We start from the raw sequence: 26,354 nt of genomic DNA, 5'->3' as shown, positions 1-26,354 counted from the left end.
GTATGCCTCTTGCCATTCTGCCGGTATCAGGGTTTTTCTGATGGCCGGATTTGCAACGCTTCGGGGACTGCCGGCGCCTGCAGGTGCTGCAGCAGCTTGCCCACCATGGCGATGACGGTCAGCCCGACGATGCAGAAGAACAACGCCAGCGGTGTCAGGCTATGGATGGAGACGAAACCGGCCAGCCCCATCATCCCCGAGGACACCAGTAGCAGCGCAAAGCCCAGGATGGCGCTGGTCAGTCCGGCAATGTGCGGGAAAATCGAATTGCCCTTGGCCATGAGCGTGGGATACATGGCCCCCGCGCAGAAGGCCATCACCAGCACCGGCGTGATGAGGGTCCACACCGTCAGTCCGACCAGCAAGGCCAGCGCCAGCATGGCGAAGGCGGCCGCCGTCATGACGCGCGCGCCGATGCGCAGCCGCTGTTCGGCCGAGGGCAGGCGGCGATGGTGGATGCGGTTGGAGATGCCGCCCAGGAAATACATCATCCCGATGGCCAGGGCCAGGTAGCCGAAGAAGGTCGGCGGCTGGTGCAAGGTGTTCTGCACCATGAAAGGACCGACGATGTTGAACACCAGCAGGATGCTGTAGCACAGGCCCTGCGCCAGGAAGCAGCTCTGGAACACCGGGCTGGCCAGCACCATGCGCGCATTCTTGAGGAGGGTGGCCGGATGCAGGTGCACCGGCTGGGCCAGTGTCTCCCGGTACTTCCACAGGATGGCCCACATGGCAAACGAATACACCAGCAGGAACACCAGGCAGGAGCGCCAGCCGAAGGCTTCCTGCAGGTGCGCGCCGATCACCGGCGCGATGATCGGCGCCAGCCCCCAGGCGATGGCCATGTAGGTGTAGGCATGCACCAGGGTTTGGCCGGTGAAGGAGTCGGTGATGATGGCCTTGGCCAGCAGGTTGGTAGCTGCAATGCCAAAGCCCTGCAGCACCCGCGCCGCGACGAAGGTTTCCAGGTTCGGTGCGGCCAGCGAGAGCACGCAGCCCAGCGTGAAGAGACCCAGCCCCAGGATCAGGATGCGCTTGCGTCCGTAGGCATCGGCCAGTGGCCCGAACACCAGCTGCCCGAAGGCATAGGCAATCAGGTAGCCGGTCACGCTGGTCTGGATCGCCTGGGCCGAGGTGGCATAGTCGACCGCCATCTCCGGCAGGGCCGGCACGTAGAGGTCGATGGCCAGCTGGCCGGCCGAGGCAAAGGCACAGATCAGGAACAGCAGGAACTTGGGATGGTTCGGCGGATGGCGCGGCAGATGCCGCGCGGCGGGACTGACAGGGTTCATGGAGAAGGGAGGCTGCATCGCAAAGACCGCTATTGTGAACCTTGGTGCGTTTTTCTGCTGGCGCTCGCTCTTTCGTTGAAAAACTGTCACGGATAGTAGAAAAATGAGCCGAATTATTTGGCAAGTAATCGGATAGTTTTAGAGAGAAATTCAAATTATTTCGACAAAAAAAGCGAAGTAATTCGAAATTGCTTCAGCATATTTGCTCCCTTCCGCACAAGGCAGAGCGCCCCACGTATCGTCCGTTTGCCGTACCCGCCCTCGGCGCCACAGCGCGCGCGGGCCGAAGGTGCGGCATCGTCAGACGAACCAGCGAGGGGAGCATGTCCATCTACAAATATTTTTCCATGCGGCAGATCGTGGCGGCACTGAGCCTGGTGCTCACCTTGCTGCTGGCGCTGCTGATCGCCCTGTCGGTGGCGGCCTCGGAGGCTGAGGACGGCGTGGCCAGCGCCTACGCCCGGCGCGAACACGCGCAGCGGCTGGTGGCCGAACTGCGCCAGGGGGCCGATGACCTCACGCGCCTGGCCCGCAGTTTTGCGGCCACGGGCGATCACGAGGCCGAACGCCAGTACCAGGCCATTACGGAAATCCGCGACGGCCGCCGCCCTCGCCCGGAACACTACGAGCGCATCTACTGGGATTTGGTGGATGCCGATGGCCGCCCCCCGCGTGCGGACAGTGCCGTGATCGTGTCATTGGGGGAATTGATGCAGCAGGCCGGTTTCAGCCGCGATGAGTTGAACAAGATGGCCGAAGTGCGCAGCCGCTCCGGGGTAGTGGCGGCCACCGAGTTGCGCGCCATGGAACTGGTTCGGCGGCATGTGCGGGACCGCGCGCAGCTCGATGCGGCCATCCGTGAAGACCTGCTGGAACAGGCGCGCCGCCTGCTTCACGAGCCCCGTTATGAACTGGCGCGTGCCAGCATGATGCGGCCGCTGGAGGCGCTGCAGGTCCTGCTGGACACGCGCACCTGGCAAGAGATTGCGCAGGCGCATCAGGCCCGCGAGCGCCTCGATACCGCCGTGGCGGAGGTGGCCGGCTTGCTGCTGGTGGTGATGGCGGTGAGCGTGGCCAGTCTCTATCGGCTGGTGGCCGGTCCCCTGTCGCAGGCGGCCCAGGTGGCTTCGCGCGTGGCCAAGGGCGACCTGTGCGCACGCATCGAGGGCGGCTTCAGGGGAGAGACCGGACTGCTGCTGTCCTCCCTGCAGGACATGCTGCAGGGCTTGAGCCACCTGGTACGGGAGGTGCGGCATGGGGCACAGGTCATGCGCGGCTCGGCCGGGGAGATCGCCGATGGCGCGCTGCACCTGTCCACCCGGGCGACCCAGCAGGCCGGATCGCTGCGCCAGACCGCCGCCGCCATGGAACAGTTGAACGACGCCGTCCAGCAGAGTGCAGCCCGCGCGCAGCGCGCCTGCACTCTGGCGCGGTCGGCCGGACAGGCGGCACTGGAGGGCGGCGTGGCCGTCAGCGAGATGGTGGGCAACATGCATGCCGTGCACCTGGCGGCCGGGCGCATCGAAGAGATCGTGGCGAAATTGGATGGCATGGCCTCCCAGACCAATCTGCTGGCCTTGAATGCCGCGGTCGAGGCAGCCCATGCCGGTAGCCACGGACAGGGTTTTGCGGTGGTGGCCGATGAAGTGCGGCAGTTGGCCAGGCGCTCGGCCGATGCCGCCCAGGAGATCAGGGCGCTGCTGGGCGAGGCGATGGCCGGCATCAACCAGGGCAGCCGGCGCGCGCAAGCGGCCGGGCGCACCATGCAGGAGGTGGTGGCGCAGGTCGGCCGGGTCAATCTGGTCATCGGCGAGATGGCCAGCGCCAGCACACGGCAATCGGCCGGCGCGCGCCGCATCAGCCAGGCGTTCAGCGCCATCGATCAGGCTACCCAGCGCAATGTGGCCCTGGTACAGCAATCCTCGGCCGCGGCCGAAGCCATGCGCCTGGCCAGCGAGCGCATGGCAGAACTGCTGGCGGGGTTCCGGCTGGAGAAGGGCGAGGCGGCGGTGGAGGTAACGTGGGCTGCGCCATCGCCATGAACCGGGGCGGCCCCCAGTTTCAGTCTTGCAGGCGGGCCCGCAACTGATCGAAGCGTTCGCTCCAGGACTGCTGCCATTGGTGGCGCCGGGCATCGTCCATCCATGCGGCATCGAGCCCGTTGCGCATGAATCCCTTGAAATCGTCCACCGTAGCGCCGAGCTGCAGCATCATCAGCCAGGCGCCGGTGGGCGTGACCAGGTGCAGGGTGGGATCATCGGTGTTGGGATGCAGGCGCAGCCCGGCCGCCAGCATCTGGCGAATCGGATGATCCTGCGCCCAGCGCTGCGGGGCCAGCGTGCGCAGATAGTAGGAATTGGTCGGCACCACCGTAAAGACCAGCTCGCGGTCGATGCAGCGCTGCATCAGATCGGGGTTGTCGACGATGGTGTAGCCATGGTCGATGCGGTCCACCTGCAGCAGCTCGATGGCCGTGGCCACGTTGTGCCAGGGCATGCCGAATTCACCGGCATGGGCGGTAGTCTTGAGGCCAGCCTCGCGCGCCAGGCGGTAGGCGGCTTCGAACAATTCCGGCGGACGGTCGTTCTCGCGGTAATCCATGCCGATGCCCACCACTTGCGGTGCGCGTGCGGCCAGCATCCACTGCACCATGGCGACGGCTTCTTCCGGACTGGCCTCGCGGTCGATGCTGGGGATCAGGCGGCCGATGATGCCGATCTCGCGTTCGGCATCGACGATGGCGCGCACGATGGCCTCCTGCGCATCGGCATAGGCAATGCCGGAGACGCGCACCGTGCCGGTGGGGTTCCAGAAGAATTCGCTCCAGGCCACGCCGTGGGCGTGGGCATCCTGCAGGTATTCGTAGGTGATGCGGTAGAGGTCGTCGGGCTGGCGGATCAACTCGGCGTCCAGCGCGCGCAGTACGCGCAGCACGCCGACCGGTTTTTCACCGCGGGTATAGAAGGCTTCGATCTCCTCCGGCGAGACCGGATGACCGGCGCGGGCGGAGAGCTCGCTGAAGGTCTCGCGGCGCACCGCGCCGAAGAGGTGGCAATGCAGTTCGACCTTGGGCAGCGCGCGCACGAATTGTTCGAGCGTGAGCGGGCCGGTGTCTTGTTGTAAGTGGTTGTCGAAGGTCATGAAACGCAAATCAGTAGAGAGGGCAGGGGCCAGTGGGCTGGGGGGCGGCGCCTTCAGGAGAGGCTGCCCAGCAATTCCTGCATCATGCATTGCATGGCACGCGGGCCATCGACCGTCATGGCGACCTCGGTATTGGCCTGGGCCCGGCGCGGCACGCGGAATTCGCACACCGTCATGCCGCGCGTGAGGCGGCCCTGCAATTCGATGTCCACCCGCGCCGGCTGGAAGCTGAACAATTCCGGACGCTTGAGCCAGATGGCCACCGCCGGGTCATACATCGGCATGGGCACCGAGCCGTCCGGACTGCGGATGCGCAGGTAGGCATCGAAGTAGCCCGCCAGCCACTTCGCGCGCGGTGTGCCCAAAGCCCTGACCTGCTGCACTTCGGCAGCCGTCACCAGCAGCTGGCGGCACAGGTTCAGGCCGAACATGCGCAGCGGGATGCCGGAACGGAACACCACATCGGCCGCTTCCGGATCGGCATAGATATTGAATTCGGCGGCAGCGGTGTGATTGCCCTGGTCGGCCGAGCCGCCCATGAGGATGATTTCCTTGACCATGCCCGCGATCTCGGGCGCGCGCTGCAAGGCCACGGCTACATTGGTCAGCGGGGCGATGCACATGAGCGTGATCTCGCCCGCATGCAGGCGGATCGCTTCGATCATGGCGTCGACCGCGTGCGGCAGCGGGTCGCGCAGCAGTTGCCGCGACTGGCGTGCTTCCAGGTCGGCAATGTCGACCTGGGGCAGGGCCTCACCGGTGGTGGCCATGCCGGATTCACCGAGGATGGCTTGCGCGGTCTCCACGGCACCGGCGAGCGGCCGCTCGCAGCCCGCATAGACGGGCACGTCGAGCTGGTAGTGCTGCTTGATGCGCAGCGCATTGTCGTAGGTGGTGACCAGCGGCGCATTGCCCGCGACCACGGACACGCCCAGCCAGTTCACCTCCAGGTTGGCCGACAGCATCAGCATGGCCAGCCAGTCGTCAAAGCCGGGGTCGGTATCGAGCCAGATCTTGTGCATGTTTGTCTTCTTCAAAGGTGGAGGGGAGCTCAGGCGGCCAGGGCCAGCGCGTCCTGCACCGGCAGGTCAAAGCGGACGGTGTCGCCTTCGCGGGCCGATGCCTGCGCAGCCGGGGCCATGCCGCGAACTTCGCCCAGGGCGCTCTGCAGCAGGTATTCGACATGCTCGCCGAGGAAGCCGCGCGAGAGCACGCGCCCCTCGTAGGGACCGCTGCCGACCTGCACCTGCTGCACGCGCCTGCCGGCACAGGCGGTGTTGGCCGGCAGGCCGGCGAGCGGCAGTTGTCCTGCCGCGCCGTGCAACTGGCCGTGGCGATAATCGAACAGATTCTCGAAGCCCATGAAGTTGGCCACGAAGCGCGTGCGCGGCGCATTGAAGAGCTGCTCGGGCGTATCGAGCTGCTCGATCTTGCCGCTGTTCATGACCACGATACGGTCCGACATGGCCAGCGCTTCATCCTGGTCGTGGGTCACATAGAGCATGGTGATGCCCAGTTCACGCTGGATGCGGCGCAGCTCGGCGCGCATCTGCACGCGCAGCTTGGCATCGAGGTTGGACAGCGGTTCATCCAGCAACAGCAGCTTGGGTTCGATCACGATGGCGCGCGCCAGCGCCACACGCTGTTGCTGGCCGCCCGACATCTGCGCCGGCAGGCGCGCTTCAAAACCGCTGAGGCCGACGGCGGCGATGACCTTTTCCACGCGCTGGCGCAGTTCGGCGGCCGGCACCTTGCGCAAACGCAGGCCGAAGGCCACGTTGTCGAACACGTTCAGGTGCGGGAACAGCGCATAGGACTGGAACACCAGCCCGATGTCGCGCTTGTTGGGCGGCAGGCGGCTGATGTCGCGGGCATCGAGCGTGATGCGCCCGGCGCGCAGGTCGATCAGGCCGGCGATGGCGCGCATGGTGGTAGTCTTGCCGCAGCCGCTGGGGCCCAGCAGTGAAATCAGTTCGCCGCGTTGCACGGCCAGGTCCAGGCCTTCCACGGCGGTCCTGGCGTTGCCGTAGCCGAGCGCCACTTGCTGCAGATTCAGGTAACTCATCAGGTTCTCACATCACATGTATTTGGAAATGCCCAGCACCTTCTCGGTGACCAGCACGAAGGCCATGGTGAACAGCACCAGCAGCGTGGACAGCGCCGCAATGGAGGGATCGAAACTGTTTTCCATGTGGCCCAGCATCTCGATGGGCAGGGTGCTGATGCCCGGACCGGTAAGGAACAGCGACACCGGCACCTGGTTGAAGGAGGTCACGAAGGCCAGGAAGAAGGCCGCAATCACCGCGCCCCGGATATTGGGCAGCACCACCAGCCGGAAGGTCTGGAGGCGCGTGGCCCCCAGCGTGATGGCGGCTTCCTCGATATCGACCCGCAGGTTGGCCAGGCTGGAATAGACCACCCGCACCGCATAGGGCGTGAGCAGCCCGACGTGGCCGATCAGCAAGCCCAGGAACACCGGCGCATCGACCAGCAGCACGAAGTGGCGCAACAGGCCCAGGCCTACCAGCATGGCGGGGATGATGAGCGGTGAAGTCAGCACCTGCTTGATCACCGCCATGCCCGGCGGTGGCATGCGCGACATCGCATAAGCTACCGGTACGCCCAGCAGCAGCGCGATCACGGTGGCCAGCAAGCCGATCTGCAGGCTGGTGCCGAAGGCCTGGCGGAATTCCTCGGCCTGCAAGACCGATACGATCCAGCGCAGCGAATAGGAGGGCGGCGGGAAGGCCAGCGTTTCGCCACCGCTGAACCCGGCCAGGAAGACGATGATGAAGGGGCCCAGCAGGAACAGCATCACGGCCCACAGCACCACGCGCGGGAAGAGTCCTTGTTTCATGTCGTCCTCCGGGGAGCGGCAATACGTTTGAGACCGGCGTTGACGGCCAGCGTCATCGCCACCAGGATCACCGCGATCACGTTGGCGGTGCCGAAATCACTTTCCACGCTGACCTTCTGGTAGAGCAGGGTTTCCAGCATCAGGACCTTGGGTCCGCCCAGCAGCGCCGGGGTGACGTAGGCCGTGACGCTGCCGGTAAAGACCAGGGTGCCGCCGACGATCAGACCTTCCTGCGTCAGCGGCAGGGTCACGCGGGTGAACACCTGCCAGGCATTGGCGCCCAGCGTGGAGGCGGCCAGCGCCAGGTCGGCGGAAATGTTTTCCATGGCGCTGACCAGCGACATCAGCATCAGCGGCAACAGCAATTGCAGCAGGCCCACAAAGACCGCCATTTCGGTGAAGAGCAGGCGTTGCGGTTCATCGGCCAGTCCCAGCTGCAGCAGCACCGCGTTGACCGCGCCATTGCGTCCGAACAGCACGATCCAGGCATAGGTGCGCGCAATGGGCGAGACCATCAGCGGCAGGATCATCATGCCCAGCACCAGCCCGCGCCAGCGCACATGCACGCGCACGATGGCCTGTGCAGCGGGATAGCAGAGCAGGGCCGAACAGAGCGTCACCAGGGCGGCAATGCGCAGGGTGCGCCACAGCACCTGCAGGTGCAGCGGCTCGGCAAAGAAGTCGGCGAAGCGGGCCAGGCTCCATTGCAGGGGGCCGCCGTCGAGGCTGTCGGGGCCGCCGATGCGGAAGGCATCCAGCAGCAACGCTGCCACCGGCAACAGGAAACAGACCGATGTGAAGATCAGCGCAGGCGTGACCAGCATCAGTCCGAGGCGTGATTTGGAAGAGGCAAGCATGGGGCGCTAACGGGGTCCGGAAAGAAAAGGGCGGCGCACTGCACCCGGCAGGCGTCGCCACGATATGAAGTGTTCAGCTTATTTGCTGATGCCCTTGTTCCACTGCTCCAGCCAGCCCGAGCGGTACTTCAGCAGGTCTTCCGGCTTGACGAACTTGAGCGAGGCGATGTGTTCACCGCCATAGGTATTGAATTCGGCCTTGTCCTTGGGCAGCACGACTTGCGTATTGACCGGCGAATCCACCAGTTCCATGGCCAGCGCCGTCTGCACCTCCTTGGAGAGCCAGAAATCCATCAACTGGTAGGCCAGGTCGGCATTCTTCGATTTGGCGACGATGCCCATCACGTTCATGCCGGCGGCCTGGCCCTCGGCGGGGATGGCCCATTTCAGCGGCATGCCGGTCTTCATCAGTTGCGACCAGGTGAAGCGTGCTACCGGCGCCACCCAGATCTCGTCCTGGGCAAACAGCGAGGACAATTGCGCACTGTTCTTGGTGAAGGTCACCACGTTGTTCTTGATCGAGAGGATCTTCTGCATGCCGGCGGCATAGTCGCCGCCCTTGCCACCCCAGGCCAGGTCGGCCATCTGCAGGGCCAGCGGGCCTTGCGTGGTGCTGACATCAGGCAGTGCCAGGCGGCCCTTCAGTTCGGGGCTCCACAGGTCTTTCCAGGATTGCGGGGCGCGCGTCTTGTCGCTGCGGTAGACCAGGCCGACCGAATAAATGGTGTAGCCGACCGCGTAATTGCCGCCGATGGGATTGCGGGCGAAGGGATAGATCTGGCTGTAATTCTTCAGCCTGGCATAGTCCAGCGGCTGCACCAGGCCCTTGCGCGCCGCTTCGAGCATGCCGAAGTCCGACAGCAGCACCAGGTCCACCACCGGATTGTTGCGGCGGGCGTCGAGCTTGGCGATGCGGTCGGCATTGTTGCCGGTTTCCACCACGATCTCGCAGCCGCATTTTTCCTTGAAGGGGGCATAGACCAGCTTGTTGAACAGCGGCTGGGAAATCGGATACGCCGACAGCACCAGCTTGCGCTTTTCCGCGTGGGCCGGGGCCGCCAGCAGGGACAGGCCGAAACCGGCCATGGCCAGGGCGGCGAAGGGACGAGAGAAACGAGCGGGCTTGAACATGGCGATCCTTGATACCGGTAAAACTGCATATTGTAGGCCCGGCCAGCGCGGGAGCCACTGGCCAGGCCTGGGGAGAACAAGTAATGCTTAGAACACGTGACGCATGCCCAGCATCAGCACGGCCTGCTTCTTGTCACTGGACGAAGGGAAGCCGAAGATGGTGGCCTTGGTCGCATCACCGGCGGCCAGCTGGTAGCTGTAGGTGATGGCCACGTCAGTGCGCTTGGAGAGGAAGTAGTCCGCCTGCAGGTTGATCTGGTGCCACTTCGGGTTCTTGTTGATGGTGTCGTACTTGCCGGTGGTGTAGAAGTAGGACGCGCCCAGGTTCAGGGCCGGCGTGTAGTGATGCACCAGGTTGATGTCGATGTTCTGCAGCGTCAGCTTGGTGTTGTCCAGGTATTCGTACTTGACGTTGCTGTACATGGCACCGAAGTCAGTGTTGCCTACGGTATAGAAACCGCCGGTGCCGGCGATGCGCTGGCGGCGTACGCCAGCCGAGCTGTTGACCGCGCTCTTGTTGAAGATCAGCAGCGAACTGGCGTAGTCGTTGCCCATGGCGCCATCGGGGCTCTTGCTGCTGTTGGGCTGGTCCATCTGGGTGTAGGCCACGGCCCAGCGGAAGTTGCCGCCCTTGTAGCCGGAGCCGATGCTCATGACGCGGTTGACCGATGCATCACCGGCGGCTTCGCCAAATCCATACAAGGCGGTGACGTTGAAGTCGTTGAACATCGGGCTGACATACTTGACCGAGTTCTGCACGCGCAGGTTGTTGTAGCCGTTGTCGTTGTCACCGATGTGCACGCCGTTGCTGGCGATGACCACCGGGCCCAGGTAGTCCTTGACCGCTTCGTACTGGCGGCCCAGCGTCAGGGTACCCATGCTGTTGGAGGCCAGGCCCACCCAGGACTGGCGACCGAACAGGCGGCCATTCTGCGAGGCGGCGCCGGTCATCATGTTGAAGCCGTTTTCCAGCGTGAAGATGGCGCGGGTGCCGCCGCCCAGGTCTTCCTGCCCGCGAAAGCCGATGCGCGGATTCTGGTTGGTGCCCGAGAGCGCCTCCAGGTTGTGCGGACCGCCCTGGTTGGTGAGATAACCCACGCCGCCCGAGATGAGACCGTAGATCTCGACCTTGCTCTGCGCCTGTGCCTGTGCGCCTGCCAGCGCTGCCGGAATGGCCAGCGCGCCTATCATCCAGTGTTTTTTCATGCCTGCCCCTGTGGTATTGAAGATGGCCATAAGACCGTTCATTGTTGGAATTTGCTGAGAACGGTGTGGAGGATAGGACAAGACGTTAAATAATATAATTTGTTTATATTTATAATTTCATAAATTCAATTTATAACGAGGCCGCGTTTCCCGTCAGCTGATTCTGCATTGACCGGGAGATTGCCAACTTGTTTTGCGGGCTTGCCATGATCAAACTGAATCAGAAAGTCACCCTGCGCCATCTGCAGGCCCTGGTCACCCTGGCCGACACCAACAGTTTCAGCCGCGCAGCGGATGCCCTGGCGGTGACCCAGCCGGCCTTGTCGGCTTCCATCAAGCAGCTCGAAAACCAGCTCGGCACGCGGCTTTTCGACCGCACCACGCATCAGATCAGCCTGACCGCGCAGGGCAGCGTGGTGCTGGAATACGCCCGCCACCTGCTCAATACGGCCAGCAACATCTTCGACGACATTGAGCACGCCATCGGCACCGGACGCCATCGCATCCGGGTCGGCGCGATTCCCTCGGCCGTCACGCTGACGGCGGCGGTGATCGCGCGCTACAACCAGGCGCATGACGAACATGTGGAAATCCTGCTACAGGACATGCCCAACGATGCCCTGCTCGATGCACTGCATTCGGGCAAGCTCGATTTCTGCGTGGGGATCAAGCCGCCCGATTCGCTGTCTTCACAGACGCTGGAGACGGTGACCCTGTTCGAGGATGAACTGGTCTTGATCGTCTCGCGCCGCCATCCCTTGTCCGGGGCCAAGGAGGTGCAGTGGCGCCAGATGGCGGGGGAAGAGATCGTGCTCTTCACCCAGGGCAGCGTGTGGGAATTTGCTTCCGCAGCGCTGATGCAGCACGGACTGGCGTCATCGCGGCGCTACCAGGTGGTGCACAGCGAATCGCTCTACGGCGTGGTGCGCTCGGGCATTGCCATCGGCATCATGCCCAGCCTCTACACCACCTACCTGCGCGATGACAGCCTGCACGTGGCCCCGCTGCGGCAGCCGACCCTGAAACGCAAGATCGTCCTCATGCGCCGCAATGAAGTCAGCCGCAGCCATTGGACCGATCATTGCTTCCGCGAGCTGCGCAGCGACCTGAAGCAGGCCAACCAGTGGTTCTGACGGCCCGCCGCAGCGGCCATCGTGCTTCAGTAACGCGCATCGGCCGGCTTCTTGTCGCGGGGCCAGTCCTTGGATTTTGGGGCGAAATCCGGGCGCGGCTGGTGCGTGAAGAACTCGGCCACGTCCACCGCATCCTGGTCAGACAAGCCGCCCTGGCCCAGCGGGAAGCGATCATGCAGGGCGATGGGCATGTTGCGTTTGACGAAGGCAGCGGCCGTATAGGTGCGCGCCATGCCGGCACCGATGTTGAAGGACTCCTCGCCCCATAGCGCAGGGTAGATCCACTGGCCGCTCTGGCTGCGGATGCCTTCGCCCTGCGGACCGTGACAGGCGGCGCACTGCGCGCGATAGATGCGTTCACCGTTGACCGGATCCGGCTTCAGATTGTGGTCGATCTTGCCGATGCCGCGGCCCGGCACTTTGCCACCGGGTTGCGCATCACGCCGCATCCACTCGATGTAGGCCAGCATGGCCTGCATATCTGTCGACCCCGGGGGCAAGGGCTTGCCGTTCATGGAGCGGGGGAAGCAGCCATTGATGCGATCTTCCAGCGTGATGACGCGCCCGGCGCGTGCGGCATAACTCGGGAAGGCGGCCGACACGCCCGCATAGGGTGAGCCGCCGCCGACGGTGCCCGCATTGAGATGGCAGCTGGCACAGTTCAGTCCGTTGCCAACGTGCTGCGGCAGCAGCAGGCCCGTCTCGATATTGAGACGGGCACCACGGATGAGCTGAGGCGCGTTTTTCTCTGTCAGCATATCGGCCAGGCGCGGCGCTTCGAAGCGGGGACCCACAGGATTTTTCTGCGGCGCGACCAGTTCGGTACGCAGCCGGGCGACCTCGCGCGCGGTGATATCAGCGTGTCGGCGCCCACCCCAGCTGGCCCGCGCAAAGTTGAGGATCTCGGCGATCTCGCCATCGCTCAACGCCGAAAACGCCGGCATGCTCATCGCCTTGGGCTGGGCATGCGTGGTTGCCGCGCGCCATCCGGTGAGCATGATGTGGATCAGCGAGGAGGGTTCGTCGCTTTGCAGGGTCGGATTGCCCGCCAGGGGCGGGAACAAGGCTTGCACCCCGTTGCCGTCGCTGCGATGACAGGTGGCGCAGAACTGTACATAGCCCAGCCCGCCGCGCGAGCTGTAGAGGTCGGCAGGGACGGACCCCGCGACAGTTGCGGCAGGCGTCGGTGAGGGCCGCTGCGGGGAGGCCGGGGACAAGCTGGCCAGATAAGTGCCGACGGCCAGCAGATCCTCGTTGCTCAGGTATTGCGTGCTGTGCTGGACCACGTCGACCATGTTGCCCGCCACCGTACCGAAACGGTTGCTGCCGGTGCGCAGCAGCCCGGCCACATCCTCGGGGCGCCAGCGGCCGCGCAGATCGAGCGCGCGCCAGTGCTCCACCGTCTCGCCGGAGAGGAACAGCGGACCATTGCCGCCGGATTCACTCATGGTCTTTTCCTGCATGCCGATGCCGCGCGGCGTATGACAGGCCCCGCAATGCCCCGGTCCCTGGACGATGTAGGCGCCGCGATTCCACAGGGCCGAGCGCGCCGGATCGGGCTGGAAAGCGCTGCGCTGGAGGAAGGCCATGTTCCACAGCGCCATGCCCCAGCGCTGGTTGAAGGGGAAGGACATTTCCGGCGGGCGGTTCGGCAGCGTCAGCGGCTTGACCGCCTGCATCAGGTAGACGTAGAGGGCGCGCATATCCTCTTCGCTCATCTTGGCGTAAGACGGGTAGGGCATCGCCGGATAAAGATGGCGGCCGTCAGCCGTCACCCCTTCGCGCATGACGCGATCGAATTGCGCGAAGCTGTATTGACCGATGCCGGTCTGGCGATCTGGCGTGATGTTGGTGGAGTAGAGCTTGCCGAAGGGCGTCTCCAGCGCCAGGCCACCAGCCATGGGCTTGCGCTTGTCCTGCGTGTGACAGGCCACACAGTCGCCCAGTCGGGCGACGTAGCGCCCGCGCAGGACTTGCTCGCGGGTGGAGGCATCGAGCGCGTCGCTGAAGTCGGACGGGAGATCGTCGGACAGGCTGGCCACGTTCGCCGGCAGGGTGGTCGGTGGTGCGGCGGCAACCGGCGGCGAGCAGAATGCAGCGCACAGTGCCAGGGAGGAAAGCATGGAAACAGTCAGGGGAAGAGGGGGGCGGCGAAGACTTGTCATGATGGTTCCGGGTGGTTATTCCGAGAGGGAAACATCAACCATTTAAACCTTGCTCCGCAGCCACATCGAGGTCTCGATCGGGACCGGCTTGATCTTGCGCAAAGCCCGTCGGCGCGGCCTGTGTCAGGTTTTTGATGGCTTTCACAAACCTGTCGTTCGCAACAAAAAACGCCACCCGAAATTCCCGGATGGCGTTGTCGGCAAGGACGGCGCAGCCTTCGCTGCGCGGGTGGCAAGTCCGCTTACTTGCCTGGCGAGCGCAAGGACATGCGCTGCAGGATCGGCATGCGGTCCCGGAACTGGTGCCACAGCGCACCCAGCACATGCAGCCCGACCAGGAAATACACCGCATTGCCCATGAATTCGTGCACCTCCTTGATGGGACCGCGCACGGCCATGTCCTTGGCCAGGAGCACCGGCAGGGTCATGCCGAAGAACACCACGTCGCGCCCACCGGCCTGGGTGAAGAGGATGCCGGTGATGGGCAGGCCGATCATCACGGCATACAGCAGCAGGTGCACAGTAGTGGCTCCGAGCTGTTGCAGGCGCGGCAGGGGCAACTCTGCGGGCACGCCCAGGAGCTTGCGCGCGATCAGGCGCACCACGACGAAAATGAGCACCAGCTGGCCGGCATGCATGTGCACCGTGCGCAGCAGGTCGCGCAGCGGATCGCCCTTGGGAATGTCGTCGCGGTATTCGATGGTGGCCAGCGCCACCACGAACAGCAGGAACATCAGCCAGTGCAGCGCGGCGTAGAGGGGGTGGTAGCGGGTGCCTTGCCCGAAGGCATCATTGGTCTTGTTCATCTGGGTTCCCATGGAAAAAAAGCTGACCCATGGTAAGCCACCAAACTTAGTCCGGCATTAGCCTGGCGCAAGAATTTACTGACCAATCCTGACGGTGGGCATCTAAGGCGCGGGAATATCCAGGATCACGCGCAACCCCACCTGGGATTGCTCATCGCTGGCCGCCAGGCGCACCACGATATCGAGCCGCGCCGCCACCGACTGCACGATGGCCAGGCCCAAGCCCGAACCCGATGCCGCCGCCGGGTCGAGCCGGAGGAAAGGCTGGAAGACCCGCTCGCGCTCGCTGGCGGGGATGCCGGGGCCATTGTCGACGATCTCCAGCCGTACCTGGCCCGGCGGCGTTTGCGCGGGGTCCGCCAGGGCCAGGCTGATGTAGCCGCCGGGCGGTGTGTAGCGGATCGCATTGTCGATCAGGTTGCCCAGCAGCAAGCTCAGCTCCACGGCGTTGGTGTCGACCGAGGCCTCCAGCGATCCGTCCACGCCGAGATCGATGTCCTTCTGCTGGGCCAGCGGCAACAGGTCTTCCAGCACCGGACGCACGACCTCGCGCAATGGGAGGCGCTGGCGCGCCGTCGCACCCGTCTGGTCCTGCGCCTGCACGCGCGCCAGGGCCAGCAACTGGGTCACCAGCGTACGTGCCCGCACCAGTCCTTGCTCCAGGCGTTGCAGGCGTTCGCGGGCGGTCTCGGAGAGCTCGCTTTGCTGCAGGCGTTCGGCCTGCAGCGAGAGGGCCGCCAGGGGCGTACGCAATTCATGGGCGGCATCGGCCACGAAGCGGCGCTGCGCTGTCATGGCGCCTTGCACGCGCGCCAGCAGCCGGTTGATGGCGTCCACGAAGGGACTGATTTCGGTGGGCAGGCCGGTCGTGGGCAGGGGGTCGAGCTGGTCGTCGCGGCGCCGGTCGATCTGGCCGCGCAGGCTGGCCAGCGGCGCAAAGAGCCGGCCCATGATGCGCTGGATCGCCAGCAGCAGCACCGGTACCAGGATCAAGACCGGAATCAAGGCACGCCAGGCGGCGCGCGAAGCGATGTGATCGCGCACGTCGGTTTCCTGCGCCAGGGCGATGCGCCGGCCCGAGGGCAGGGGCTGGACGTAGACACGAAAGTCTTCGTGAAACATGCCGACGGTCTGGAAACCATCGTGCAAGCCTTCCGGCAGGGGCAGCGCGGCACTTGCGGTGGCGGCCTGTCCCGGTGCGGGCAGCCACTGCACGCTGATGCGGGATTCATGATCGGCGCCCGGATAGCTGCCTACGGCGCCATCCGCGGGCAGGCTTCCGCCCAGGCTGACGATGAGCGAGCCCACTTGCAGCAGCAGGTCGTCCTGCAGGCGGATGGAATCACGATAGGCGCTGATGAAGCCGAAAGCGCCCGCGCCCAAAGCCACCAGCAGGATGGCCAGCGTCAGCGCCAGCGACAGGCGCGCTTGCAGCGAACCTTGCAGGCGTTTCATGGCGCAGCGCCCGCCCGCGCCACCATCCAGCCCATGCCGCGCACGTTCTTGATGGCCTCGCGGTCCAGTTTCTTGCGCAATCCATGGATCAGGAATTCGACGGCATTGCTCTCCACTTCCTCACCCCAGCCATAGATGCGTTCTTCCAGTTCGCCGCGCGAGAGGATGGCGCCAGGCCGATGCATGAGGGCCTGCAGCAGGGAGAATTCACGCGCCGACAGGGTCACGGGCGGCTGGCCTTGCCAGCGCGCGGTCTTCTCGGCCAGGTTCAGGCATAGCTGGCCGTTGTCCAGCACTACCGTGGCCGCGCCCGACTTGCGGCGCATCACCGCACGCAGGCGGGCCAGCAATTCGCCCATGGCGAAGGGCTTGAGGATGTAATCATCGGCGCCGCAGTCGAGGCCGTCGATGCGGTCCTGCACGCCATCGCGGGCGGTAAGGATCAGGACCGGCGTGGCAGCGCGCCCGCGCAATTGGCGCAGTACGGACAAGCCATCGGCACCCGGCAGGCCCAGGTCCAGCAGGACCGCGTCGTACTGCTGTTGCGCCAGCGCAGCCAGCGCCAGCGCACCGTCCTGCACCCAGTCAGCGGCGTAGCCAGCGTCCTTCAGGGCGGCACGGACTTCCTCGCCGATCATGGCGTCATCTTCCACCAGCAGTATTCGCATCGCTCGTCACGCCTCCCTCAACGCATCGGTCCACCTGACCGGATGGCGCTAGAGTCTAAGGCAAAATGCGTGGCGGCGGCAGAGCACGGGCGTGCATCTTGAACGGCATCAAAGCCGCCGGCCTGCGATGCGTTGTGCCGCAAAGGCGCGTGCAACCTCGATGGCCTGGTCACGGCTGCGCGCCGGGGCCGCGATCTGCACCTGCTGGCGCTGCACGACGCACAGGCTACGGCGGGAAGTGGATCGCCCGCGATAGATCGTCACGAAGGGTTGCCAGCCGGTATTGGCCAGATTGGCATAGGCTTCCAGGACAATCTCGTATTGCCCCATCACTTCGATGTGCATGATGTGCTCCCTGCTGCAATAGTGTCGATGGCGCGAGCATAAGCAAGCAGGAACGCGCACACCATGCTCCTGCACACTGTACTGCCGCCCGGCATGCGTGTTCTGTGCTGCATGGAGAAGCCTGGCCAGCGTCGCACGCGATACCCGGCCGTATCGCAAGCGAGGCGCAAAGTGGTTTGCAGCCCGGGCCAAGGCCGAACCGACAGCGCTGTTGCCGCACACCAATGCGGGCAGCAACTGTGTTCCACAAGCCTGCTGCGCTGTGTATGTACCGGGGCCGGTGCACGCCGCCTAGACTTCCTTCCCATGCACAGCCAGCCGTCGCCGACGGCGCAAGCAAGCAAGGAAGGCATCATGCGATTCCCCAGCATTGGCACCATGGCCAACATTGTCCGCTCCGATATCGCCCACAACAGTGAACCGGTTCAAGGTTACAGCCGCACCATGATCGAATGGGGCGCGCTGGCGGCCACGCTCGGTTTTACGGCGCTGCTCATCGCCAACTTCGTCTGGTCCGAGCAGCGCCTGGTGGTTGCCGATGAAACGGAACGCATGCAGAGCCAGGCACGCATCATCGAGGAAAACCTGGCACACCAGTTCCAGGGTGTGCGCCATGCGCTGGAGAGCGCACGCAGCGCCCTCAGTGATGACTCCGGCTGCGCCGCATCCTGCCAGCGCCTGCTGCTGCAATCGCTCAAGCGCGCCATGCCCGGGGTGCGTGCCATGGTGGTACTCGATACGCGCGGCCACATCCTGCGCTCGGCCGATGATCTCGATGACCGGCGGCTGGACGACAGCGATTTCCTCTCGCAGATCCCGCGCATGTCCTCGGGACAGATGATGTATGTCTCGCAGCCTTACGAAAACACGCCCGGCGTCTTCAACATCAAGCTCACGCTGCCGGTCACTACGCCCGATGGGCGCATCGAGGGCGCGGTCAGTGCCATTCTCAATCCCGACTATTTCGATGCCGTGATGCGCTCGGCCCTGTATGCCGAGGACATGAACATCGCCATCACCGGCGAGGACGGGCGGCGCCTGCTGTTCGTACCGGCCAACGCTGCCCAGATGCGCACAGGCAGCCAGCCCGGCAGCGGGCCGGAGGAATCCCTGCAGAAGCATCTGCGCGGGGGAGACGTCGCCAGTGTCATGCGCTTGCCGGATGCGCGGGGCCAATCCCGGCTGATCGTCCAGCGCACCGTGACCAGCCGCGAACTGGGGCTGGACAAGACCCTGGTCATCAGCCTCTCGCGTAGCGAGGCGCAGGTCAATTCGGGTTGGCATGAGCCGGTGCATTCCTTTTTTGTGATCTGGCTGCTGTTCGGTCTGGCAGCCACTTTGGTGCTGGGATGGCTGCAGCGGCGCCGGCGTGCGGTGCAAGCCCTGAACTCGCAGCGCGAATGGCAGCACGCCGAGATGACCGAGCGCATGGAGCTGGCGCTCTCCGGGGCCAACCTGGGCTTGTGGGACTGGCACATCCAGCAGGATATCCGTACCGTCGATGCGCGCGCCAATGCCATGCTGGGCTACGCGCCAGAGCGTCAGTTCAATGCGCCCGGCGAGTGGCGCACGCTGGTCCATCCGGAGCATATTCCTGCACTGGACCACGCGCTGCGCCTGCACCTGGCCGACAGTCGGCACAACTTCGAAGCCGAATACCAGATGCGCCACCAGGAAGGCCACTGGGTCTGGATCCAGTGCCGCGGCAAGCTGGTCGAGCGCGATGGCCAGGGCCGGCCGCTGCGCATGGTCGGCACCCGCATGGACATCAGCGCCCGCAAGGCTGCCGAGCAGGAGATCGCACGCCTGGCCTATTACGACGGCCTGACTGAACTGCCCAACCGCCGCCTCCTGCTGGACCGCCTGGGCCAGGCGGTGGCACGCTACGCGCGGGGCGGGCAGGTGGGCGCGGTGATCTTCGTGGACCTCGACAATTTCAAGGGGCTCAACGACACGCTGGGCCACGAAACCGGTGACCGTCTGCTGGAACTGGTGGCGCTGCGGCTGCGCCAGGTCACGCGTGAGGTCGATACCGTTGCCCGGCTGGGGGGCGATGAATTCGTGATCCTGCTGGAGAACCTGGGCAGCCAGGTCGAAGAAGCCGAGCACAATGCCGAGTGCGTCTGCCGCAAGATCCTGGTGGCGCTCAATGCCGGTTACGAACTGCAGGGCCACGAGGTGCGCAGCACGCCCAGCCTGGGCGTGGTGCTCTTCGGCAATGGCCGGCATACCGTCAATGACCTGCTGCGCCAGGCCGATATGGCCATGTACGAAGCCAAGGCGGCAGGCCGCAACACTTACCGTTTCTTCTGCCCCTCGATGCAGGAAGTGCTGGACCAGATGGCCATGCTGGAAAATGATTTACGTCACGCCCTGGTGCGCCGTGAACTGCGCTTGCACTACCAGCCCATCGTGCGCGCCGACGGCAGCCTCTCCGGGGTGGAGGCCCTGATGCGCTGGCAGCATCCGCAGCGCGGGATGGTGTACCCGGCAGAGTTCATCGGCCAGGCCGAGAAGGCCGGCCTGATCGTGGAGTTCGGCCAGTGGGCGCTGACCACCGCCTGCGAGCAACTGGCGGCCTGGGCGCACGACCCGCAGACGGCGCACCTGAGCATTTCGGTCAATGTCAGCGCACGGCAGTTCCGCCAGCCTGACTTCGCTCAATGCGTGCTGGAGATCCTGGAACGTACCGGCGCCGATGCGCACCGCCTCAAGCTCGAACTCACCGAGAGCATGCTGCTCACCGACCTCGATGCCCTCATCGCGCGCATGGCCATGCTCAAGGAGACCGGACTGGGCTTCTCGCTCGATGATTTCGGTACCGGCTATTCTTCGCTGAGCTACCTCAAAAAGCTGCCGCTGGACCAGCTCAAAATTGACCGTTCCTTCGTCCAGGACATGCTGCAGACGCCCCATGCTGGGGCCATCGTGCAGACCATCGTCAACCTGGCGCGGGGACTGGGGCTGGAGGTGGTGGCCGAAGGCGTGGAGACCAGCGAGCAGTGGGTGGCCTTGCGCCGGCTGGGCTGCACCGGCCTGCAAGGCTACCTGTTCGGCAAACCAGCACCGGTGGAGCAATTGCGTTGGGGTAGCCTGATGGGCTCGCCCACCAGCGCAGCAGAGCAGGCCGAGCCGGCCGCCCAGCTGCGCACGGCTCACCTGGCGTTGATCAGCCCACCCGCAGGGGCCTGAGCCAGCGGTCGCGCTGCCGGGTAGTGCGCCTGCGCTTCTTGTGCGGTACCGGCCAGCAGGCCGTGGCACAGTTCGCCCAGGGTGCGTACGGCGGCTTCGATGCCGTCTTCCCAAGGGAAGCTGTAATTGAGCCGGATGCAGTGACGGAAAGCACCGTCGGTGCTGAACATGTCGCCCGGTGCCACGCTGATGCCGGCGGCCTGCGCCAGCGCATGCAGTTCCAGTGCCAGGATGCCCACTGGCAGCGTGACCCACAGCAGGTAACCGCCTTGTGGCTCGGAACAGTGCGTGCCGGCCGGGAAGAAGCGCATGACGGCCGCGCGCATGATGCGCTGGCGCTGCATGAGCAGCTTGCGCAGGCGGCGCAGGTGAAAATCGTAGCCTTCGCTCTGCAGGTATTCAGCCACCGCGCGCTGCGGATGCACCGGCATGGACACCGTATTGAGGAACTTGAGCCGCTCCACCGTCTGCCGGTAACGGCCCGGCAGGGTCCAGCCGATATGGTGTTCGGGCGTCAGGCTCTTGGAGAAGGAGGAGCAGTACAGCACCCGCCCATCCTGGTCATAGCTCTTGGCCGTGCGCGGGCGCTGCTCGCCAAAGTGCAGTTCGCCATAGACATCGTTTTCCACCAGCGGCAGATCGTGCTTGGCCATCAGGCGAACCAGCGCCTCTTTCCTGGCGTCCGGCATCAGGTAGCCGAGCGGATTCTGGAAGTTGGTCATCACCGCCACGCCGGCCACCTCGCCGGTGGCCAGCGCCCGATCCAGAGAGGGCAGGTCCATGCCCTGGTCCGGATTGGTAGCGATGGGCAAGGCGCGCATGCCGGCCCGTTCGATGGCGTGCAGCAGGGCGTAGTAGGTCGGCGACTCCACGGCAATGGCCGCACCCGGCCGGGCGATGGCGTGCAGGCAGAGCTGCAGCGCCTCGGTAGCGCCCTGGGTGATGATGATTTCGCCAGCCTGCACCGGCAGCCCGGTCTGCAGATGCCGCCGCGCGATCTGGCGGATCAGGTCCGCATTGCCTGGCGGCAGCACCCCGATCAGCTGCCCATGCTCGCGCCGTTTGTAGAAACCTTGCGCCAGCTGGCTGATGCGCATCGACGGAAACAGGGCCGGATCAGGATAGGGCGAGCCCAGCGGGATACGCGCATTGCAGTTGATCGAGCGCAGGTTGTGCAGCACCAGTTCGACTGGCGTATTGGCCGCAGGCAGCCGGGTGTGCGGTACAGCTTGAACGGGTGTGGCTACGGGTGGCCCCGATAGCGGGCTCTGGTGCGCGCGAACGAAATACCCCGATTGCGGGCGGCTCTCGATGTAGCCCTGGCTCTCCAGCAGCAGGAAGGCACGGATCACGGTGGAGATGCTGAGCTGGTATTGCTGGCTGGCGCGGCGCACGGAGGGAATCTTCTCTCCCGGCAGCATCACGCCATTGAGTATCTGGCGGCGGATGGTCTCGGCAAGCGTTTCATAGAGTTTCATGGCGGTCCCCTGCTGGGCTATCGGATGGGCTGATGCTAGGGCTCCGGTATCAGGCCGCCAATAACACCAAGGTATGGCGCTTGACCCATCGCGACGGCCGTTCCCCGTCGCATGAGAAGCCACCTGCGCCAGCAGGGCTTCAGCGCCGGACTGCCCCCTTATACTTTGGTGTAATACATGCACCACTGCCTGCGTACTGGCCTTATACTCGCGTCCCAAAGGGGCCCGGCCATCCGCCGTGATCCCCACCGACGACAAGTTTCACCAGACTTGGATGACACAGGCGATGCAGCAGGGGGGACCCCACATGTACCGAACCATTCGTTCACCGGCAGTACCGGCCGCTGCGGCCGCGCTGACGGTGGCGATCTTTTCCGTTGACGCGCTGACCTCGCTGGACGTGGCCATTGCCGTGCTGTACGTGGCCGTAGTGCTGATGTCGGTATGGATCTGGCCGCGCCGTGGCGTGATCGGCGTGATGCTGTTCTGCATGGCACTGACCCTGCTCGCCTTCGTGCTGTCGCACGATGTGCTGCGTGACGATGCCGCCCTTGCGCGCTGCCTGGTCAGCCTGGCCGCCATTGCCATCACGGGCTTCCTGGCCGTGAAGGGACAGGATGCCACGCAGGCGCTCCTGCAGCGCGAAGAGGCGCTCAACCAGGCCCGCAACCAGCTGGCCCATGCCAGCCGCGTGAGTACCCTGGGCGAGATGACCGCCACCATTGCCCACGAAGTCAACCAGCCGCTGGCGGCCATCCTCACGCATGGCCAGGCCGGTTTGCGCTGGCTCAACCGGGATGAGCCGGAACTGGGCGAAGTACGCCGCGCCGTCGACGCCATGCAGCAGAACGCGCGACGCGCCAGCGAAGTGATCCAGCGTATCCGTGGCATGGCACGGCAGTCAGCGCCCAGCATGGTACCGCTGGCGGCGGCCCCCCTGGTGCAGGAGAGCTGCGACCTGCTGCGCCGTGAGCTGCACCGGATGCGCGTGAAGCTCAGGCTGGACCTGGCCACCGACCTGCCGCTGGTGATGGCAGACAAGGTGCAATTGCAGCAGGTCATCATCAACCTGGTCATGAATGCAGCCCAGGCCATGTCCGAAGCCATGACCGTTGCACCGGCCATCGAGGTGCGTTGCAGCCTGGTCCCGGCCGGCGAGGGGCAGGAGGGCGCAGCGATGATCCAGATCGAAGTCGCCGACAATGGCCCGGGCCTGAGCCAGGAGCACCTGGAGCGCATGTTCTCGGCCTTCTTCACGACCAAGAAGGACGGCATGGGTATGGGCCTGGCGATCTGCCGCTCCATCCTGGAAGCCCATCATGGCAGCATCCGTGCCGGCAATCGTACCCCGCACGGCGCGGTGATGCGGGTGTTGCTGCCGCCCGTAGCGGGAGAGAATGCGTGAGCCAGCCCATCCGTCCCGCGCCCAACCCATCGGCCAGCGCTTCGCCGCCCAAGCCGGTGGTCTATATCGTCGATGATGATCCGGCATTGCGCGAGGCGCTCGACAGCCTGTTGCGCTCGGTCGGACTGCAGGTGGTCGGCTATGCCAGCGCCGTGGAATTCCACCAGCGTCCGGTCCTGGCCGCACCTGCCTGCCTGTTGCTGGACGTACGGCTGCAAGGCATGAGCGGGCTGGATGTCCAGGCCGAGCTGGTGCGCAGCGGGGTGGACATGCCGGTGATCCTGATGACCGGGCATGGCGACATCCCCATGAGCGTACGCGCCATGAAGGCCGGTGCCATTGATTTCCTCACCAAGCCCTTCCGTGACCAGGACCTGCTCGATGCAGTGGCGGCCGCCCATGAAAAGGATCGCCACCAGCTCGCCCATCGCCAGGCCCGCAGCGGCCTGCAGGCGCGCTACGCCAGCCTGACGCCGCGTGAATCGGAGGTGATGTGGCTGGCCGTCAGTGGCCTGCTCAACAAGCAGATTGCCGGTGAGCTTGGCACCAGCGAAGTCACGGTCAAGATCCATCGCGGCCATGCCATGAAAAAGATGCAGCCACGCTCCTTCGCCGATCTGGTGCGCATGGGCCAGGCGCTGGAACAGGACGGCCTCAAGCCGCAGCCCTGAAAGCCGCGCCTGGCCTGGCGCCGCGCCGCTCATACCAATGTATGATTCCCGCCCCGGCGCGGGCTTGCTAACCTGCGATCAAGAATGCATCTCATCCATCGGGATGCACAGGACAAGCCGCCCCCGGGCATCACACGGGGGCGGCATCGCCAAGGGAATGCAGTGAATCACACAAGCAAGATCGCCGTCATCGATGACGACGCCTCCATGCGCGAAGCGCTTTCGGCGCTGATGCGCTCCATGGGTTGGCAGGTGCGCTGCCACGCCAGCGCCAACGATTTCCTCGCCGCCCAGGGCTACGACGGAACGGATTGCATCGTCACCGACGTCCAGATGCCCGGAATGAGTGGCGTGGAATTGCTGGAATGGCTGCGCGGCCAGCAAATGGCTACGCCAGTGGTAGTCATCACCTCCTATCCTACGCGCGTGCAAGAAGAGCGCGTGCAGGCAGCCGGGCTGGCGGTCTTCCTCGGCAAGCCCTTTGATGGTGACGAGATGGTGCATACGGTTGAACGCCTGTTGACGAAATGACCCCGGGGGGAATGATGGATCATCTGATGCTGCAATCGCGGCCGCTACCGCGCCGCTGGAAAGACAGTCTGCTGGCCCTGCTGCCGGCATGCCAGACCGCCCGGGAGCGCGACGTGCGCCAGCGCCTGGCCCGCCACACACGCTGGCCGATCTATGTGCTGCTCACCGTGGTGGTGGCCTGTGGTGCCGGTCTCTCGATGGTGATGCAGCACACCGTCGAGAACATCCGCAATGCCGCCGATCCGCTGGTGCATTGGACCCTCCACGGCCTGGGCATGCAGGACGTCACCGAGCTGCTGCGCGAGGATGGGCTGGTCGATATCAACCTGCAGCGCATTGCGCGCCTGGTGCATTGGTTCAACCTGCTGGCCCTGGCCACGGCGCTGTTCATGATGTATCACATTCGTGCGCGCTTTCGCTCGGAAGATGCACTGGCGCACCAGGCCGCGCACGACCCGCTGACCGGACTGGCGCATCGCCGCACGCTGGAGCGACGTATGGATCAGTTGCAAGGACATCCCCATACATTGGTGCTGGGCAGCGTGGATCGCTTCGAGCGCGTCATCGGTGCCTACGGGCATGAGTTCGCCGACGCCATGATCGTTGACATCGCCAGCCGCCTGCGCACCATCGCCGAGGCCTATCAGGGCGAGGTGTTCCGGCTGGACGGGGCCAATTTCGTGATCCTGTACCGCGAGGCGGCTGGCTCCGAGGACGTTGCCCGCGCACTGGTGGCCTTGCAGGCCGGGATGCAGCGGCCCTTTGGCTGCCGCACGCACGAGGTGTTTTCGCATCTCAGCCTGGGCGCTGTGGAATATCCGCGCCACGGCAGCGATGCCGTGCAGCTGCTGCGCAATGCCGACGCCGCGCTGCAGTCGGCGCGCGCCCAAGGCGGGAGCCTGGCTGTGACGTATTCGGAGGCACTCAACGCCGAGGCGCAGCGCCGTCTGGACCTGGAGGCTGAGCTGGTCCATGCACTCGAACGCGACGAGCTGGAACTGCATCTGCAGCCCCAGCAATCGCTGGCCGATGGCAGTCTGGTGGGTTTCGAAGCGCTGGTGCGCTGGCGTCGCCAGGGCCAGCTGGTGTCGCCGGGCGACTTCATTCCGGTGGCCGAGGAGTCAGGCCTGATCATCGAGATCGGCGAATGGGTGCTGGAACGGGCCTGCGCGCAGATCCATGCATTGCGCAATCTCACCGGGCGTGACATGGTGGTGGCCGTCAATATCTCGGCCAGGCATTTCGGGCATCCCGATTTCCTGGCAAGCATGCAGGCGCTGCTGGCGCGCACCGGCATCGCGCCGGCCAGCCTGGAGCTGGAGATTACCGAGGGCGCCGTGATGGAACACACCGAAGCGGCCATCGAACTGCTGCATGCCCTGCGGGCGCTGGGGCTGAAGCTGTCCATTGATGATTTTGGTACCGGCTATTCCAGCCTGGCTTACCTGAAGCGTTTTCCCATCGACAAGCTCAAGATCGACCGTTCCTTCGTCAGCCAGCTGCGGCCGCATTCGCAGGATGCGGCCATCGTCCAGGCCGTCATTGGCCTGGGCCACACGCTGGACATCAAGGTCATCGCCGAAGGGGTGGAGACGGTCCAGCAGCGCGAATGGCTCAAGCGCCTGAGCTGTGACGAAATCCAGGGCTATTTCTACAGCCGTCCGCTGGCCGAGCCGCAGTTGCTGGGCTTCGTGATCGGGCAATTGCGCAACGAACCGGCTGCGGCCTGAACCCTGCCTCAGGCAAGCCCCGCTGCGCAACGCCGTGGCGGGATCTTTGCAGGGAGCGGGCGGGGTGACACGCCATACAAGCGTGAACGGCAGGTGACCTGTCGCCTCTCTGGTCGATCAGGATGCACGCGATCTGAATGGATGTATGGACCAGCTTGCCGGGCGCCCCCTGCATCTTCACGGACTGCTGATGAGGCTAGGGCGATAACCCGGGTGACGGCTTTGTCATGGGGCGCGCTGGAACCCGTTCGGGACCAGCGGCAGAGAAGCAGATGAGTCCCCCCCGAGCTG

At 64.9% G+C, this 26,354-nt stretch carries 21 protein-coding genes; 7 read left to right on the top strand and 14 right to left on the bottom strand.

Features of this window, described 5'->3' with window-relative positions:
- Positions 1-26: 26 nt before the first annotated feature.
- Positions 27-1,292, bottom strand: coding sequence for a multidrug effflux MFS transporter (locus tag ACLRDN_RS13190; RefSeq protein WP_413456635.1), 1,266 nt, complete (start codon positions 1,290-1,292; stop codon positions 27-29).
- A 323-nt stretch (positions 1,293-1,615) separates the two neighbouring features.
- Between ACLRDN_RS13190 and ACLRDN_RS13185 the strand changes: the two genes are divergently transcribed.
- Complete coding sequence (locus ACLRDN_RS13185) at positions 1,616-3,334, top strand: methyl-accepting chemotaxis protein (RefSeq protein ID WP_413456634.1); 1,719 nt, start codon at positions 1,616-1,618, stop codon at positions 3,332-3,334.
- 19 nt (positions 3,335-3,353) lie between these two features.
- Here the strand turns inward: ACLRDN_RS13185 and ACLRDN_RS13180 are convergent, their stop codons facing one another.
- From ACLRDN_RS13180 to ACLRDN_RS13150, 7 genes are all read right to left on the bottom strand, one after another.
- On the bottom strand, positions 3,354-4,433 hold the full coding sequence (locus ACLRDN_RS13180; RefSeq protein WP_413456633.1) for an adenosine deaminase family protein: 1,080 nt from the start codon (positions 4,431-4,433) through the stop codon (positions 3,354-3,356).
- Positions 4,434-4,486: 53 nt separating this feature from the next.
- Positions 4,487-5,455, bottom strand: a complete 969-nt coding sequence (locus tag ACLRDN_RS13175) for a nucleoside hydrolase (RefSeq protein WP_413456632.1) — start codon at positions 5,453-5,455, stop codon at positions 4,487-4,489.
- Between the two features lie 29 nt (positions 5,456-5,484).
- Positions 5,485-6,498, bottom strand: coding sequence for an ABC transporter ATP-binding protein (locus tag ACLRDN_RS13170; RefSeq protein ID WP_413456631.1), 1,014 nt, complete (start codon positions 6,496-6,498; stop codon positions 5,485-5,487).
- Positions 6,499-6,510: 12 nt separating this feature from the next.
- Positions 6,511-7,290: an ABC transporter permease gene (locus tag ACLRDN_RS13165; RefSeq protein WP_039785813.1), complete on the bottom strand. Its 780-nt coding sequence runs from the start codon at positions 7,288-7,290 to the stop codon at positions 6,511-6,513.
- Positions 7,287-8,147: an ABC transporter permease gene (locus tag ACLRDN_RS13160; RefSeq protein ID WP_413456630.1), complete on the bottom strand. Its 861-nt coding sequence runs from the start codon at positions 8,145-8,147 to the stop codon at positions 7,287-7,289. Before ACLRDN_RS13160 ends, ACLRDN_RS13165 begins: the two co-directional genes overlap by 4 nt.
- Before the next feature lie 78 nt (positions 8,148-8,225).
- Positions 8,226-9,278 (bottom strand): ABC transporter substrate-binding protein, encoded by a 1,053-nt coding sequence (locus tag ACLRDN_RS13155; protein ID WP_413456629.1) that lies wholly within the window; start codon positions 9,276-9,278, stop codon positions 8,226-8,228.
- Between the two features lie 87 nt (positions 9,279-9,365).
- Positions 9,366-10,484 carry a porin gene (locus tag ACLRDN_RS13150; RefSeq protein ID WP_413456628.1) on the bottom strand — a complete coding sequence of 373 codons (1,119 nt, stop codon included), beginning with the start codon at positions 10,482-10,484 and terminating at the stop codon, positions 9,366-9,368.
- A 206-nt stretch (positions 10,485-10,690) separates the two neighbouring features.
- On the opposite strand from ACLRDN_RS13150, the gene ACLRDN_RS13145 reads away from it, so the two are divergent.
- Positions 10,691-11,617, top strand: a complete 927-nt coding sequence (locus tag ACLRDN_RS13145; protein WP_413456627.1) for a LysR family transcriptional regulator — start codon at positions 10,691-10,693, stop codon at positions 11,615-11,617.
- Positions 11,618-11,643: 26 nt separating this feature from the next.
- Here the strand turns inward: ACLRDN_RS13145 and ACLRDN_RS13140 are convergent, their stop codons facing one another.
- From ACLRDN_RS13140 to ACLRDN_RS13120, 5 genes are all read right to left on the bottom strand, one after another.
- Entirely contained in the window at positions 11,644-13,740 is a 2,097-nt protein-coding gene (locus ACLRDN_RS13140) for a c-type cytochrome (RefSeq protein WP_413456626.1), read from the bottom strand.
- A gap of 284 nt (positions 13,741-14,024) precedes the next feature.
- The gene (locus tag ACLRDN_RS13135; RefSeq protein WP_413456625.1) at positions 14,025-14,588 is read right to left on the bottom strand and encodes a cytochrome b; all 564 of its coding nucleotides are present in this window, start codon (positions 14,586-14,588) and stop codon (positions 14,025-14,027) included.
- A 102-nt stretch (positions 14,589-14,690) separates the two neighbouring features.
- Positions 14,691-16,043 (bottom strand): ATP-binding protein, encoded by a 1,353-nt coding sequence (locus tag ACLRDN_RS13130; protein WP_413456624.1) that lies wholly within the window; start codon positions 16,041-16,043, stop codon positions 14,691-14,693.
- A complete protein-coding gene (locus ACLRDN_RS13125; protein ID WP_413456623.1) occupies positions 16,040-16,711 on the bottom strand; it encodes a response regulator transcription factor in 672 nt (223 codons plus the stop codon). Before ACLRDN_RS13125 ends, ACLRDN_RS13130 begins: the two co-directional genes overlap by 4 nt.
- A 108-nt stretch (positions 16,712-16,819) precedes the next feature.
- Positions 16,820-17,056 (bottom strand): hypothetical protein, encoded by a 237-nt coding sequence (locus tag ACLRDN_RS13120; RefSeq protein ID WP_413456622.1) that lies wholly within the window; start codon positions 17,054-17,056, stop codon positions 16,820-16,822.
- A 378-nt stretch (positions 17,057-17,434) separates the two neighbouring features.
- On the opposite strand from ACLRDN_RS13120, the gene ACLRDN_RS13115 reads away from it, so the two are divergent.
- Positions 17,435-20,248 carry an EAL domain-containing protein gene (locus ACLRDN_RS13115; protein WP_413456621.1) on the top strand — a complete coding sequence of 938 codons (2,814 nt, stop codon included), beginning with the start codon at positions 17,435-17,437 and terminating at the stop codon, positions 20,246-20,248.
- Here ACLRDN_RS13115 and ACLRDN_RS13110 read toward each other — a convergent pair.
- Positions 20,212-21,726 carry a PLP-dependent aminotransferase family protein gene (locus ACLRDN_RS13110; protein ID WP_413456620.1) on the bottom strand — a complete coding sequence of 505 codons (1,515 nt, stop codon included), beginning with the start codon at positions 21,724-21,726 and terminating at the stop codon, positions 20,212-20,214. The genes ACLRDN_RS13115 and ACLRDN_RS13110 overlap by 37 nt on opposite strands.
- Before the next feature lie 307 nt (positions 21,727-22,033).
- On the opposite strand from ACLRDN_RS13110, the gene ACLRDN_RS13105 reads away from it, so the two are divergent.
- The 4 genes from ACLRDN_RS13105 (at position 22,034) to ACLRDN_RS13090 (ending at position 26,063) form a co-directional block, all read left to right on the top strand.
- Complete coding sequence (locus ACLRDN_RS13105) at positions 22,034-23,131, top strand: sensor histidine kinase (RefSeq protein ID WP_413456619.1); 1,098 nt, start codon at positions 22,034-22,036, stop codon at positions 23,129-23,131.
- On the top strand, positions 23,128-23,802 hold the full coding sequence (locus ACLRDN_RS13100; RefSeq protein WP_413456618.1) for a response regulator transcription factor: 675 nt from the start codon (positions 23,128-23,130) through the stop codon (positions 23,800-23,802). Before ACLRDN_RS13105 ends, ACLRDN_RS13100 begins: the two co-directional genes overlap by 4 nt.
- 162 nt (positions 23,803-23,964) lie before the next feature.
- Positions 23,965-24,333 carry a response regulator transcription factor gene (locus ACLRDN_RS13095; RefSeq protein WP_413456617.1) on the top strand — a complete coding sequence of 123 codons (369 nt, stop codon included), beginning with the start codon at positions 23,965-23,967 and terminating at the stop codon, positions 24,331-24,333.
- 11 nt (positions 24,334-24,344) lie between these two features.
- Complete coding sequence (locus ACLRDN_RS13090; RefSeq protein ID WP_413456616.1) at positions 24,345-26,063, top strand: putative bifunctional diguanylate cyclase/phosphodiesterase; 1,719 nt, start codon at positions 24,345-24,347, stop codon at positions 26,061-26,063.
- Positions 26,064-26,354: the final 291 nt, after the last annotated feature.

The organism is Herbaspirillum huttiense, from assembly GCF_047300815.1.
In the GTDB taxonomy this organism is placed as follows: Bacteria; Pseudomonadota; Gammaproteobacteria; order Burkholderiales; family Burkholderiaceae_D; genus Herbaspirillum; species Herbaspirillum huttiense_A.
The sequence above is the reverse complement of the archived record's forward strand: the minus strand, read 5'-3'. Positions and strand labels throughout refer to the sequence as shown.

What these genes read in the sequence shown, in the direction of transcription:
- ACLRDN_RS13190 (WP_413456635.1), bottom strand. Translation starts at nt 1,292, where the DNA reads ATGAACCCTGTCAGTCCCGCCGCGCGGCATCTGCCGCGCCATCCGCCG.
- ACLRDN_RS13185 (WP_413456634.1), top strand. Translation starts at nt 1,616, where the DNA reads ATGTCCATCTACAAATATTTTTCCATGCGGCAGATCGTGGCGGCACTG.
- ACLRDN_RS13180 (WP_413456633.1), bottom strand. Translation starts at nt 4,433, where the DNA reads ATGACCTTCGACAACCACTTACAACAAGACACCGGCCCGCTCACGCTC.
- ACLRDN_RS13175 (WP_413456632.1), bottom strand. Translation starts at nt 5,455, where the DNA reads ATGCACAAGATCTGGCTCGATACCGACCCCGGCTTTGACGACTGGCTG.
- ACLRDN_RS13170 (WP_413456631.1), bottom strand. Translation starts at nt 6,498, where the DNA reads ATGAGTTACCTGAATCTGCAGCAAGTGGCGCTCGGCTACGGCAACGCC.
- ACLRDN_RS13165 (WP_039785813.1), bottom strand. Translation starts at nt 7,290, where the DNA reads ATGAAACAAGGACTCTTCCCGCGCGTGGTGCTGTGGGCCGTGATGCTG.
- ACLRDN_RS13160 (WP_413456630.1), bottom strand. Translation starts at nt 8,147, where the DNA reads ATGCTTGCCTCTTCCAAATCACGCCTCGGACTGATGCTGGTCACGCCT.
- ACLRDN_RS13155 (WP_413456629.1), bottom strand. Translation starts at nt 9,278, where the DNA reads ATGTTCAAGCCCGCTCGTTTCTCTCGTCCCTTCGCCGCCCTGGCCATG.
- ACLRDN_RS13150 (WP_413456628.1), bottom strand. Translation starts at nt 10,484, where the DNA reads ATGAAAAAACACTGGATGATAGGCGCGCTGGCCATTCCGGCAGCGCTG.
- ACLRDN_RS13145 (WP_413456627.1), top strand. Translation starts at nt 10,691, where the DNA reads ATGATCAAACTGAATCAGAAAGTCACCCTGCGCCATCTGCAGGCCCTG.
- ACLRDN_RS13140 (WP_413456626.1), bottom strand. Translation starts at nt 13,740, where the DNA reads ATGCTTTCCTCCCTGGCACTGTGCGCTGCATTCTGCTCGCCGCCGGTT.
- ACLRDN_RS13135 (WP_413456625.1), bottom strand. Translation starts at nt 14,588, where the DNA reads ATGAACAAGACCAATGATGCCTTCGGGCAAGGCACCCGCTACCACCCC.
- ACLRDN_RS13130 (WP_413456624.1), bottom strand. Translation starts at nt 16,043, where the DNA reads ATGAAACGCCTGCAAGGTTCGCTGCAAGCGCGCCTGTCGCTGGCGCTG.
- ACLRDN_RS13125 (WP_413456623.1), bottom strand. Translation starts at nt 16,711, where the DNA reads ATGCGAATACTGCTGGTGGAAGATGACGCCATGATCGGCGAGGAAGTC.
- ACLRDN_RS13120 (WP_413456622.1), bottom strand. Translation starts at nt 17,056, where the DNA reads ATGCACATCGAAGTGATGGGGCAATACGAGATTGTCCTGGAAGCCTAT.
- ACLRDN_RS13115 (WP_413456621.1), top strand. Translation starts at nt 17,435, where the DNA reads ATGGCCAACATTGTCCGCTCCGATATCGCCCACAACAGTGAACCGGTT.
- ACLRDN_RS13110 (WP_413456620.1), bottom strand. Translation starts at nt 21,726, where the DNA reads ATGAAACTCTATGAAACGCTTGCCGAGACCATCCGCCGCCAGATACTC.
- ACLRDN_RS13105 (WP_413456619.1), top strand. Translation starts at nt 22,034, where the DNA reads ATGTACCGAACCATTCGTTCACCGGCAGTACCGGCCGCTGCGGCCGCG.
- ACLRDN_RS13090 (WP_413456616.1), top strand. Translation starts at nt 24,345, where the DNA reads ATGATGGATCATCTGATGCTGCAATCGCGGCCGCTACCGCGCCGCTGG.